The following is an 11,722-nucleotide window of genomic DNA, read 5'->3' as shown; positions in this document are numbered from 1 at the left end:
AGTGAATACAACCCAGCACCGCGGCGGGATACACCAATTGATGCAGCCTCCGCCATGAGCGCCCCAGCCTTCTTTGCCAGCCGCGGGTAGAAGTGATTGCCAGGGGCAACATTAGCAACCAGCCGACAAAGCCAACCGTGATATACGGCCGCTCAATGAGTTCCTCCCAGAGAATGGCTGGCGACCAACCGAGAAAGAAGTGCGCGAAGGTCAGTAAATGCAGGCAGGCATAAAAGAAAGTGAAAAGACCGAGCATCCTGCGGATCCGAATCGGCCATGGCCGCCCCAACCATTGACGCAACGGACTCATCAGCAAGGTCAGACCCAGCAGGCGCAAAGTCCACTCACCAGAAACCGCAATAATGACCTCAGCCGGGTCCGGCCCCAGGTCGCCCTGCACAGCTGCGTAGACCAGCCATAGCAGAGGTGACAAACAGGCAACAAATACACATAGCTTCAAGCTTCCCGGCAACATTGCTCTATTCAATGGGTAAATCCTTACTAATAGCTTCCATACAGTTATGAGCAAAACTTCGCTCTTTGGTTCCCTGCTTGGCGCGGGCACGACTGTTCCAAACCCGACCGCGGTGAATCCCAACATGGATCAACTTGAGAGAATATGAGTTGGCATAGATAGACGACTCTGGCGTTATCCACGCTACTGATGCACACTCCACCGCACTAAAAAGCATTACAGGGGAATCAAAATGCATATTCGACACTTCGCTATCTTCAGTGTTTTGCCGCTACAGCTCATGGCCACAATCAGTCACGCCGGTTTCGCTGGAGCAGTGACCACCACAATCACCGCGACCCCCACGCCACCCTCCGCACCAGATGCTGGAGCGATGGCACCTGCCGTACCAGTGCCTGTCATGGACAGTGTATTGCTTGTAGCTGTCGGCCTGTTGCTGATGGTAGTCGCGATACGGTTTCTGCGGAACAGCAAGGCCACACAGAAAATCATGAGCATTGCCCTACTCGGCACCGGACTGCTATTGGGCGGCGTTGGCGCAGACCGCACCGTCGCCGCGCTGTACACCGACGTCCCTATCGCACCCAACTGTGAAGGGGCGGACATCGTCCTTGATGGTTTCGAACCAAGTCAGGTAGTCAACGACTGTGACACGGCGCAAGACATCGAAACCATCAACGCCGTAATCACTGAAAGCGACGACGAGTGCAGGGTTATCGAAGTCGTAGCTGAGGGTACCTGTGTTGAAGGCTTAACACTTGAGCCCAGCGAAACCTGCACGGCTGACACCTACAACGAGGTAGATTCCGGCGTATGCGGCTGACAATTCTGACATAGTCCGTGCACGCTTTGTTTACTCAATAAAACCAACAAGAGAATCGACATGACCATTCAACGCCTGGCCCTACTCACAGCACTGCCACTGCAAGTCATCGCCTCTATAAGTCATGCAGGGGTGCTTCCTCCGTCCGTGGTAAGCACCATCACTCTGGCTCCCACGCCACTTCCCGCACCACCTGCCGCACCAGATGCGGGGGCGATGGCACCTGCCGTACCGGTGCCCGTCATGGACAGTGTAATGCTCCTGGCTGTGGGCCTGTTGTTGATGGTAGTCGCGATACGGTTTCTGCGGCATAGCAAAGCCTCACAGAAAATCATGAGCATTGCCCTACTCGGCGCTGGCCTGGTATTGGGCGGCGCGGGCGCAGAACGCACCGTCGCTGCGCTGTACGCTGACTTCCCCATCGCTCCCAACTGCGAAGGGGTGGACATCGTCCTCAACGGTCTCGAACCGAGCCAGGTAGTCAACGACTGTGACACGGCGCAAGACATCGACACGATCGCAACAGACATCACTCCAGGTGGGGATCTCTGTTACGTCGTCGTCCTCGCGCCCGAGAACGAGGGCACCTGCATGAGCGGCTTGACGCTTGAGCCCGGCGCAAGCTGTACTGCGGACCTCTACACCGAGGAGGCGACGTCTGTACCAGGATTAGACTGTGGCGAAGTGCCCTATTAGCACATCTACCACTCGACCCCCACGTGCATGAACTTGGATGTGGGGGCCCGCCCACTGTGTCTCGTTAATGAGTAACGACGACACGTGAGCAAACGCCAGGGAGAGCCTTTCATCACTGCCAGCTTCGCCTGTGAGTTCTACTGCCTCACCTAGTAATACTTCGCCAGATCCATGCCCTGATAGAGCTGAGCCACCTGCTCTCCATAGCCATTGAATTTGGCCGTGGGGATTCGGTTGGGGCTGAATATGCTGGATGGGAGGCGACGCTCATGCTTCTGGCTCCATCTGGGGTGGTCCACCTCAGGGTTCACATTAGAGTAGAAGCCATATTCCCGGGGGTTCTGGGCCTGCCATGATGTCGGAGGCTGCTCCTCGGTCAAGCGGATACGTACCACCGATTTAATGCTTTTGAAGCCGTACTTCCAGGGCACCACCAGGCGAATTGGCGCGCCATTCTGGTTGGGCAGTGTCTTGCCGTACATGCCCACCGCCATCAGCGTCAGTGGGTTCATCGCCTCGTCAAGACGCAAGCCTTCGCGATAGGGCCAATCGATCGTACTGCCAAATGATCGGGTTCCGCGCATTTCCTTGGGGCGATGCAAGGTTTCGAACGCGACATACTTAGCTTTTGACGTCGGCTCGACATGCTGCAACAGGGCTGCAAGAGGAAAACCCAGCCAAGGGATCACCATCGACCAAGCTTCAACACAACGCAATCTGTAAATTCTCTCTTCAAGCGGGAACTTCGCGAGCACGTCTTCCAGGTTCAATTTTCCCGGTCTGGCAACTTCGCCAGCTATCTCGATGGTCCATGGCTCTGTGCGCATTTCATGGGCATAGTCAGCTGGATCGCTCTTACCGGTGCCAAACTCATAGAAGTTGCAATACTGGCTGGCATCCGAGAATGGCGTCTGGTCCTCGCTGGTGTGGAAGCCATTCGCGCCCGGGCTCGCGGGCGTAAACTGCAGCGGCTTACCCCCCGTCTTGACTGCTGCACTCGCGTCAAAAGCAAGGCTGGTGGCCGCCGCTCCACCGAGTAAACCGGCGGCTTTCATAAATTGCCGGCGACGCACATAGATCGACTCGGGCGTGATCTCCGAAGAGGGGATGTGCGGCGCGTTAAATCTTTTCATCTCGAGGACAACTCCATGAACGGTTACTAAATAAGAGCCTACAGTGGCAGAATGGTTCCCAAGCTCCTGTTCGGTATACGCGTAGCGGCACACCCCGATGGCAATATTGCCCAAATTTCGACCAGAAAAAATTTGAAATGAGCACCAGGCAGAGCTAGCCTGATCAAAGAATAACCAACGGACGATGAAAGGAGTCACCCGTGAAAAAATATGCCCTTCAATTCAGACTGGCGATGGCCAGCCTGTTTTTGCTGCTGACCAGCGCCGCTCAGGCAGGAACAGCAACCACCTCCATCACATTTGCACCTGTTGTCCTGCCGCCCCCAGCGGCGCCGGATGCTGACGCAATATCACCCGCGGTGCCGGTACCCCTGCTCAACGACCTGATGATGGTCGTACTGGGTCTGTTTCTGGCAGCTATCGCCGTACGCATTCTGCGGAAATCAGAGGCGGGAGAGAAAATACTCGGTGTAGCACTGCTCTGCGGTGGCCTGGCTCTGGGTACCTTTGGCGCGCGGAACGCAGAGGCCATAATCGCTGAGTTGCTGATTGAGGACCCAGACTGTGGTTCGACTGCGATAATCGGCTACGACCCGGGGAACCGGGAGATGCCGCCCGTCAAGAACTCCTGCGACGAAACCTACGAAGTGACTGACAAAGATGACGTATTCGTGGGAGAGTGCGACATACTCGTCGAGGGTGACTGCACGATCGGCACTACGCTCGAAACCGGTGAAATGTGCACTCCGGATTACATCGAACCAAATGATCGCTGCGAAGCCTAGCCAATCTCCTGCTGACTACCGGGGCAACGCGCCCCGGTACGTCATTTCTTCTGCATTGACAGCATTACAACAAAGAAAGGAATCAAGATGAATACTCAGCGTCTGGCGGCATGGTCGGCACTCCCCCTCTCACTAATCTCTGCCATCAGTCATGGATCGGTTCCAGGTAGTGCCATTATGACCGTGACTATGGCTCCTACTCCTGCGCCCCCAGCCGCTCCCGATGCCGGAGCGATGGCACCCGCCGTACCCGTCCCGGTGATGGACAGCTTACTGTTGGTTGTCGCCGGGTTACTGATGGTGGCTATAGCCGTGCGGTTCCTGCGCAGTAACAAAAACGCCCAGAAACTCATGAGCATCTGCGTGCTCGGCGCTGGACTCGTAATCACCGGAATAGGTGCAGACCGCACCATTGCCGCAGTTACCATCGACTATCCGCTTGCACCGGATTGCAGCGGCGCAGATCTCAGCGTGGATGCGCTGCTACCGGGCCAGATCGTGAACGATTGCGATGACCCACAGGACATTATTTCGATCGAGACAGAAACTGAGGCTGGAAGTGAATGCCTCGAAGTGATCGTTCTTGGCGGTAATGAAGGAACGTGCGAAGCAGGCGCCACTCTGGGAGCTGGCGAGAGCTGCACCACCGACCTCTATACCGAGGAATTTTCATCTGCTCTCTGCCCCCCAACCTGACACCGCCTCATACGGTCGATTTACTTGAACAATGGACGGCCGTCCCCAAACCCGGTTGGTTTAGCCCTCAGTCGAGGGCTAAACCAACAATCAGCCGCCGGACTGACTCGTCAGCGCTTTTTGTTCTTACCCCGATTCATCACCGCCATCACAGGGCCAGAAGCCGCGTACGTCACAAATCCCAGTAGAAGAATAAGCGGCGGATCGAGCGTCACAAGTCCGAACACCAGAACGACCGCGATCATCACAACAAAAGGCACCCGCCCCTGAACATCGACGCCCTTGAAACTATAGTAGGGGAAATTCGCCATCATCAGCAGACCGGTCACGGCGGTTAGTAGCGCCAATACCACTCCGATCTCCAGAGTCAGCGCCGTACCACTCAAACCAAGGTCATTGCAGACCCACACTGCACTCACCACAATACATGCGGCTGAAGGGCTGGCCAGGCCGGTAAAGAAGTTTTTGTCAGCGGTGTCTACCTGGGTATTGAAGCGAGCGAGACGCAGTGCGGCGCAAGCTACATAGATAAACGCTGCACTCCAGCCGAGCTTGCCCAAGTCCCCCAGGGCAAAACTAAACATAACGAGAGCCGGGGCCACCCCAAACGACACCATGTCTGACAAGCTGTCGTACTCTGCGCCAAACTTACTCTGGGTGTTCGTCATCCGTGCGATTCGCCCATCCAACCCATCCAGCACCAGCGCGGCCAGGATGGCGATGGGGGCACTGTCGAAATCGCCACGCATGGCAGCAATCACCGCATAGAACCCCGCGAACAGGGCGCCGGTGGTAAACAGGTTGGGCAGCAGGTAAATACCCTGGCGCCGCACCGGCTGGCCGTTCTCGGAGACCTCTTCCTCGTGCTCGTCAACGAGGCTATCAAGCGCCGCAGTGACGGGCGAAGAACCCTCCTGTTCCGGCTTTGATTCGGGCTGCTCTTGGTGTTCGCTCATGGGTTCGTTCCGGGTGCGTGGGTTGGACACGGCTCAGGCCGTACCCTTCGGGCTAGTCAGAAATTATATCACCCAGAGGCAGGGTAGGTCTGCCCGGCCACATCCCACAACGCGCTCACCAGCGGGCTCGCCAGGCGCTGGCGCAACGCGGCCAGACCGATAGATAGCCCAGGCAACCCCGCCGCCACTGGCACAGTCTCCACATCACTGCGCAAGCCGCTGGATTCGATGACGAGTTGTGGCGCTATACCCACCCCCAGACCGAGGCTCACCATGGCAACAATTGCCTCGTGGCCAGCCACCTGGGCGTAGATTCTGGGACGAATGCCTTGCTCCCGGAACCAGTCATCCAACAGCTCCTTGGTCGTACCGCGCTCAGGCACAATGAGCGGGATAGTCTCCCAGTCGAAACGGTCAGCGGCGTGCTCCTGCAGTACACGATCGCGAACCTGGCAGGGCGCGGCGGGCATAAAGAATTGCAGTGGCGACTCCAGCAATGGAAGGAACTCAAGCCGGTTGGGCAGCTGGAGGGGCCGGATCGTCACTGCCACATCGTCCTGGCCAGAGAGCACGCGACTAACGCCATCGGCCTGATCGCCCGTATGCATCATGATGTCCACAGCGGAAAACTGACGGCGAAACGCGGCCAGTATGGGCGCGAGCAAAGTGTGGCTGGCGGTAACGGAGCAATAGAGACTCACTTCACCTGCCAACTCACCCTCACTACCCAATTTGCGCCTTAGCTGTTGCCAATCTAACAGCGAGCGTCGCGCAAAGTCCCTGAACTCGCGGCCCGCTGGCGTCAGTTGCACACTCCGGCGGTCTCTCTCGAGCAGAGGCTGACCCACCTCCTCTTCCAGGCGCGTGATTGCGCGACTGACTGCCGAAACACTCATATGGAGCTTTTCCGCAGTGCGACTAAAATTCAGGGTCTCTGCCACGGCGAGGAAAACCGCAAGGGCACGCGTATCCATCGTCCATTTCTCTTGTATTGCGTTTAACGCAACAGAGTATTACCTATATAGCGTTTTACGCAAGTAATTGTCACGCGTATGCTTGCCATCACATTTAGTCGAGATCAACGCGGCTCCGGCCGCGCCCACCTTTAGAGAGGAATCCCCCATGGGACAAAACTATTTCAACACCCTGCCACTGCGCCTGCAACTGGAAGAACTGGGTAAATGCCGCTTTATGGACCGCAGCGAATTCGCCAATGGCTGCGACTACCTCAAAGGCAAGAAAATCGTCATCGTCGGTTGTGGCGCCCAGGGCCTCAACCAGGGCCTCAACCTGAGAGACTCCGGCCTTGACGTTTCCTACACACTGCGTGAAAGCGCCATCGTGGAACAACGCCAATCCTGGAAGAACGCTACCGAGAACGGCTTTACCGTTGGCACCTACGAGGAATTGATTCCCACAGCCGACGTGGTGATGAACCTCACCCCGGACAAGCAGCACACTGCCGTCGTAACCGCAGTCATGCCTTTGATGAAAGAAGGCGCCTGCCTCGACTACGCCCACGGTTTCAACCTTGTTGAGGAAGGCATGCAGATCCGCAAGGACCTGACCGTTGTCATGATGTGCCCCAAGTGCCCCGGCACCGAAGTGCGTGAAGAGTACAAGCGCGGGTTTGGTGTTCCCACCCTGATCGCCGTACATCGTGAAAACGACCCCAAAGGTGAAGGCATGGACATCGCCAAGGCGCTGGCTTCCGGCACCGGCGGCGACCGCGCCGGGGTACTGGAGTCTTCTCCAATTGCAGAAGTTAAATCTGACCTGATGGGCGAACAGACCATTCTCTGCGGCATGCTGCAGACGGGTGCAATCCTGTCCTTCGACAAGATGGTTGAAAAGGGTATCGACCCTGGCTACGCGTCCAAGCTGATCCAGTACGGCTGGGAAACAGTAACTGAAGGCCTCAAGCATGGCGGCATCACCAATATGATGGACCGCCTGTCCAACCCAGCGAAGATCCGCTGCTTCCACCTGGCAGAAGAACTGAAAGACATCATGCGGCCACTGTATGAGAAGCACCAGGACGACATCATGTCCGGCGAATTCTCCAGCACCATGATGACCGACTGGGCCAACGACGATGTCAACCTGCTGGGCTGGCGCGCCGCGACTCAGGACACCGCCTTCGAAAAGCAGGAAAACACCAGCCAGGACATTCCCGAGCAGGAATACTACGACCACGGCATCCTGCTCATCGCCATGTGTAAAGCGGGCGTTGAGCTGGCCTACGAGGTCATGGTCCAGGCGGGCATCAAGGCGGAATCGGCCTACTACGAGTCCCTGCACGAGACACCGCTGATCGCCAACACCATTGCGCGCAAGAAACTGTACGAGATGAATGTTGTAATCTCCGATACGGCGGAATATGGATGCTACCTGTTTGACCACGCCTGCCGTCCGCTGCTGGCAGACTTCATGACCAAGATCGACACCGATGTGATCGGGAAAGGCATGGCTGGCGAGAATGGCGTAGACAACGCCGAGTTGATCGCGGTGAACAGTGCGATTCGCTCGCACCCCGTTGAAGTTATCGGCGGCGAGCTGCGCGGTTACATGACGGCTATGAAACGCATTGTCTAAGCACCTCGAGCTTTATTGAAAAAGGGGCCGAGAGGCCCCTTTTTTTATGTACCATAGACACATGATACCCACTGACCCCAACAGCCAGATCGCCTACATTGCCACTGCTGCCGTCTTCACCCTGTGCATTCTGTGGGAGACATTCGCTCCGCGTCGGACCCCGGTCAGCAATACGGGCTGGCGCTGGGTCAACAACCTTGGCCTGAGCGGGCTCACCTGGTACATCAATCTGATGCTGTCGACACTGTTCGTGACCTGGCTTGCCGGCTGGAGCCACCTGCACAATGTGGGCCTGCTTGCGAAATTGAATGTAGGACCGCTCCTCAGTGGCCTGATCCTGTTAACGGCCCTGGAATTCTTGAACTACTGGATTCACCGCGCATTTCACCATGTGAAACCGCTCTGGCGGCTGCACGCCATACACCACACGGACACCGACTTCGACGTCACGACCAGCTTCCGCCATCATCCACTAGAGCCATTGGTATTCCTGCCTGTTCTGGCGCCGCTCTCTCTGGTACTCGGCGCCCCCATAGAGGTTGCGCTACCAGTTCACCTTCTCAGCATTACTGCCCAGGTGTTCAGCCATAGCAACGCGCGCCTTCCGGCAGCCGCGGAAAAAATACTGCGTCGTGTGATTCTCACGCCGGATTTTCACAGGGTACACCACTGCTCTGAGATGAAGTACACCAACAGCAATTTCGGCACAGTCGTGCCCTGGTTTGATTACCTCTTCGGCACCGCCAGGTTCCGGCCGGCCGAAGAGCAAGAGGAAATGAAATTGGGCCTCGAGTATATGCGTGAGGCCCGAGATGCGCGCCTGGACAAAATGCTACTGGCGCCGCTGCATATTTCTACAGACTGAGCACTTTCTCGCCGCGGGCAATACCTGCAACGCCAGAACGCACCACTTCGAGAATGTCCACGTCGATCATTGCGGCAACGAATGAATCCAGCTTGTCAGACGTACCCACCAGCTGAATGGTATACACATTCGGGCCCACGTCGACGATCTGGCCACGGAAGATGTCCGTGGTTCGCTTGACCTCGTCGCGGGCGGCGCCGATAGCTCGCACCTTGATCAACATAAGGTCACGCTCCACGTGAGCACCTTCCGTCAGGTCCACAACCTTCACCACATCGACCAGCTTATTGAGTTGCTTGGTCACCTGTTCAATGTGCAGGTCATCGCCCAGAGTCGTCAGGGTAAGACGCGATAGAGTCACGTCGTGCGTGGGCGCTACATTCAGCGTTTCGATGTTGTAACCGCGTTGGGAGAACAGGCCGACCACACGGGACAGTGCACCGGGCTCGTTTTCCATGAGCATAGATAAGATGCGTCGCATGATCAGGTCCTCTCGTTCTTGGAAAGCCACATGTCCTTCATTGATCCCTCAGGCGCGATGTGCATCGGGTACACATGCTCCATCCGATCGATGAGCACATCGAGGAATACGGTACGATCCTTCAGCGCGAAAGTCTCCTTCATCGCGTCGTCCAGATCGTCCAGCTTGTTCACCTGGATACCAACATGGCCATAGGACTCCATCAGTTTGACGAAGTCCGGCAGTGAATCGGCGTAGGTGACCTCCGAGTAGCGGCTCTCGTACTGCATGTCCTGCCACTGCTTCACCATCCCGAGGTAGTTGTTCCGCAAATTGATGATCTTCACCGGTGTGTTGTAGTGAGTGGCCGTCGACAGCTCCTGGATATTCATCTGGATACTGCCCTCCCCGGTCACGCAGGCCACGTCAGCATCAGGGAACGCCAGCTTCACACCGATCGCCGCAGGCAGACCGAAACCCATGGTGCCCAGTCCGCCGGAGTTGATCCAGCGGCGCGGTTTGTCAAAGCGATAGTACTGGGCGGCGAACATCTGGTGCTGACCCACATCAGAGGTGACGTAGGCATCGCCATCGGTCGCGTGATACAGGCTCTCAATAACCTGTTGAGGCATGATCATATCGCTCTCGCGATAGCGCCGCCCGGTCAGCAGGCCATGTGAGGCGCGCCACTCGTCGATCTGTTGCCACCAGCGCGCCAGGGCGTCGGTGTCTGGCAGGTCAGAATCTTTTTCCTGGGCCTGATCGATCTGGGTAAGAATCTCGGTGAGCACCGACTGGACCGGACCCACTATCGGGATATCCGCCTGCACTGTTTTGGAGATCGACGTGGGGTCGACATCGATGTGAATTATTTTCGCGCCGGGGCAAAATTTAGACACGGTATTGGTCACGCGATCGTCAAAGCGTGCGCCGACAGCGAGAATCACATCTGAGTGATGCATCGCCATATTCGCTTCGTAGAGTCCGTGCATGCCCAACATGCCAAGGAACTGTCGATCGGAGCCTGGGTAGGCTCCAAGCCCCATCAGGGTATTGGTGACCGGATAGTTGAGCTTCTGTGCCAGGGTCGTGAGCAAATCACTGCCCTCTCCCTGCACGACGCCACCGCCAGCATAGATGACGGGGCGTTTTGCACCGAGCAGCAGGCGAACGGCCTTCTTGATCTGGCCAGTGTGGCCACGCTGGGCCGGCGCATAGGAGCGCATCTTCACGTCTTCCGGATAGTGATACTCGAACTTCTCGTCCGGCCGCGTCACATCCTTGGGGATGTCGATCACAACCGGGCCCGGCCGGCCGGTCGCAGCGATGTGGAAAGCTTTCTTGATCATGCCGGGGATGTCTTCCGCCTTCTTGACCATGAAGCTGTGCTTCACGATCGGGCGCGAGATACCGACCATGTCAGTTTCCTGGAACGCGTCTTCACCGATCAGGTGGCTCTGCACCTGACCGGACAGTACGACCAGGGGAATGGAATCCATGTAGGCAGTAGCGATACCGGTAATCGCGTTGGTCGCGCCCGGGCCGGACGTCACCAGCACCACACCGGGCTTGCCGGTAGCGCGGGCGTAGGCATCCGCCGCGTGGGTGGCCGCCTGTTCGTGCCGAACCAATACATGAGGCACCTTGTTCTCTTTGAACATGGCATCGTAGATGTGCAGCACCGCGCCACCCGGATAACCGAAAACGTACTCAACGTTTTCGTCTTCCAGTGCGCGGACAATCATTTCACCGCCGGATAAGAGTTCCACAGCAAATCTCCAAAAATAAACTATGCCCGACGCGTAACCCTCGCCGATGCATTGCTTTAGTTTGTGTGGTGTTTGCAGATCGAATACCTGGGACCGGTATTCGGCTTTCCACGCCACCCCCTTTAACAGCTCGATACACTTCGCAACCCTTCAAACCACCCCAAGAAGAGGCACTCCTCCAGGGATTATCGATCACGAAGCCCGTGTATCGGTCGCCCTGCGGGGTAGCGCAGTGTCTGGCCCTCAGTTCCGGCAAGTAGTGCCGGGCCTGAATACGGGACTCACAAACAGCTGGGGTGAATAATCGGATCACGCCAGTGGACCAGTGGACGAGGGTACTCGCCGTTAGCCGTTGCCATTCATAAGACGGGGCAATCTTGGCAGAACACGGCGCAAAGTCAACCGCACGCAGCGATGGATGGTATTTGTTCTGTGAATAATGCGGGATTGCCGACACCGAGGATTTTGG

At 57.0% G+C, this 11,722-nt stretch carries 12 protein-coding genes (1 of these 12 running past the window's edge); 6 read left to right on the top strand and 6 right to left on the bottom strand.

The window, feature by feature from the left end; translation table 11 throughout:
- On the bottom strand, positions 1–487 hold the 5' portion of the coding sequence (locus tag EY643_RS03905) for a protein-methionine-sulfoxide reductase heme-binding subunit MsrQ (protein WP_240732815.1). Its footprint begins 110 nt before the window's first position; only the first 487 of its 597 coding nucleotides appear in the window; the start codon lies at positions 485–487; its stop codon lies beyond the left edge, outside the window.
- A 220-nt stretch (positions 488–707) separates the two neighbouring features.
- On the opposite strand from EY643_RS03905, the gene EY643_RS03900 reads away from it, so the two are divergent.
- Both EY643_RS03900 and EY643_RS03895 read left to right on the top strand, forming a co-directional pair.
- Positions 708–1,298, top strand: coding sequence for a hypothetical protein (locus EY643_RS03900; RefSeq protein ID WP_152660960.1), 591 nt, complete (start codon positions 708–710; stop codon positions 1,296–1,298).
- 60 nt (positions 1,299–1,358) lie between these two features.
- The gene (locus EY643_RS03895; RefSeq protein WP_152660959.1) at positions 1,359–1,994 is read left to right on the top strand and encodes a hypothetical protein; all 636 of its coding nucleotides are present in this window, start codon (positions 1,359–1,361) and stop codon (positions 1,992–1,994) included.
- Positions 1,995–2,143: 149 nt separating this feature from the next.
- On the opposite strand, the gene msrP is transcribed toward EY643_RS03895, so the two are convergent.
- Entirely contained in the window at positions 2,144–3,127 is a 984-nt protein-coding gene (msrP, locus tag EY643_RS03890) for a protein-methionine-sulfoxide reductase catalytic subunit MsrP (RefSeq protein WP_152660958.1), read from the bottom strand.
- Positions 3,128–3,327: 200 nt separating this feature from the next.
- Between msrP and EY643_RS03885 the strand changes: the two genes are divergently transcribed.
- Positions 3,328–3,912 (top strand): midcut-by-XrtH protein, encoded by a 585-nt coding sequence (locus EY643_RS03885; RefSeq protein WP_152660957.1) that lies wholly within the window; start codon positions 3,328–3,330, stop codon positions 3,910–3,912.
- 87 nt (positions 3,913–3,999) lie between these two features.
- Positions 4,000–4,608 carry a hypothetical protein gene (locus tag EY643_RS03880; RefSeq protein ID WP_152660956.1) on the top strand — a complete coding sequence of 203 codons (609 nt, stop codon included), beginning with the start codon at positions 4,000–4,002 and terminating at the stop codon, positions 4,606–4,608.
- 110 nt (positions 4,609–4,718) lie between these two features.
- Here the strand turns inward: EY643_RS03880 and pssA are convergent, their stop codons facing one another.
- Together pssA and ilvY are read right to left on the bottom strand one after the other, a co-directional pair.
- Complete coding sequence (pssA, locus tag EY643_RS03875) at positions 4,719–5,564, bottom strand: CDP-diacylglycerol--serine O-phosphatidyltransferase (RefSeq protein ID WP_152660955.1); 846 nt, start codon at positions 5,562–5,564, stop codon at positions 4,719–4,721.
- A gap of 68 nt (positions 5,565–5,632) precedes the next feature.
- Complete coding sequence (gene ilvY, locus EY643_RS03870) at positions 5,633–6,538, bottom strand: HTH-type transcriptional activator IlvY (RefSeq protein WP_152660954.1); 906 nt, start codon at positions 6,536–6,538, stop codon at positions 5,633–5,635.
- A gap of 148 nt (positions 6,539–6,686) precedes the next feature.
- Between ilvY and ilvC the strand changes: the two genes are divergently transcribed.
- On the top strand, positions 6,687–8,159 hold the full coding sequence (ilvC, locus tag EY643_RS03865; protein ID WP_152660953.1) for a ketol-acid reductoisomerase: 1,473 nt from the start codon (positions 6,687–6,689) through the stop codon (positions 8,157–8,159).
- 61 nt (positions 8,160–8,220) lie between these two features.
- The gene (locus EY643_RS03860) at positions 8,221–9,024 is read left to right on the top strand and encodes a sterol desaturase family protein (RefSeq protein ID WP_170287272.1); all 804 of its coding nucleotides are present in this window, start codon (positions 8,221–8,223) and stop codon (positions 9,022–9,024) included.
- Here EY643_RS03860 and ilvN read toward each other — a convergent pair.
- Complete coding sequence (ilvN, locus tag EY643_RS03855; RefSeq protein ID WP_152660951.1) at positions 9,014–9,505, bottom strand: acetolactate synthase small subunit; 492 nt, start codon at positions 9,503–9,505, stop codon at positions 9,014–9,016. The two genes, EY643_RS03860 and ilvN, sit on opposite strands and share 11 nt — an antisense overlap.
- Positions 9,506–9,507: 2 nt before the next feature.
- Positions 9,508–11,253 (bottom strand): acetolactate synthase 3 large subunit, encoded by a 1,746-nt coding sequence (locus tag EY643_RS03850; RefSeq protein WP_152660950.1) that lies wholly within the window; start codon positions 11,251–11,253, stop codon positions 9,508–9,510.
- Positions 11,254–11,722: the final 469 nt, after the last annotated feature.

This window comes from Halioglobus maricola, from assembly GCF_009388985.1.
GTDB lineage: Bacteria > Pseudomonadota > Gammaproteobacteria > Pseudomonadales > Halieaceae > Halioglobus > Halioglobus maricola.
The sequence above is the reverse complement of the archived record's forward strand: the minus strand, read 5'-3'. Positions and strand labels throughout refer to the sequence as shown.

Coding starts and splice junctions, on each gene's coding strand:
- ilvC (WP_152660953.1), top strand. CDS start 6,687: ATGGGACAAAACTATTTCAACACCCTGCCACTGCGCCTGCAACTGGAA.
- msrP (WP_152660958.1), bottom strand. CDS start 3,127: ATGAAAAGATTTAACGCGCCGCACATCCCCTCTTCGGAGATCACGCCC.
- ilvN (WP_152660951.1), bottom strand. CDS start 9,505: ATGCGACGCATCTTATCTATGCTCATGGAAAACGAGCCCGGTGCACTG.
- EY643_RS03895 (WP_152660959.1), top strand. CDS start 1,359: ATGACCATTCAACGCCTGGCCCTACTCACAGCACTGCCACTGCAAGTC.
- EY643_RS03880 (WP_152660956.1), top strand. CDS start 4,000: ATGAATACTCAGCGTCTGGCGGCATGGTCGGCACTCCCCCTCTCACTA.
- EY643_RS03900 (WP_152660960.1), top strand. CDS start 708: ATGCATATTCGACACTTCGCTATCTTCAGTGTTTTGCCGCTACAGCTC.
- EY643_RS03860 (WP_170287272.1), top strand. CDS start 8,221: ATGATACCCACTGACCCCAACAGCCAGATCGCCTACATTGCCACTGCT.
- pssA (WP_152660955.1), bottom strand. CDS start 5,564: ATGAGCGAACACCAAGAGCAGCCCGAATCAAAGCCGGAACAGGAGGGT.
- ilvY (WP_152660954.1), bottom strand. CDS start 6,538: ATGGATACGCGTGCCCTTGCGGTTTTCCTCGCCGTGGCAGAGACCCTG.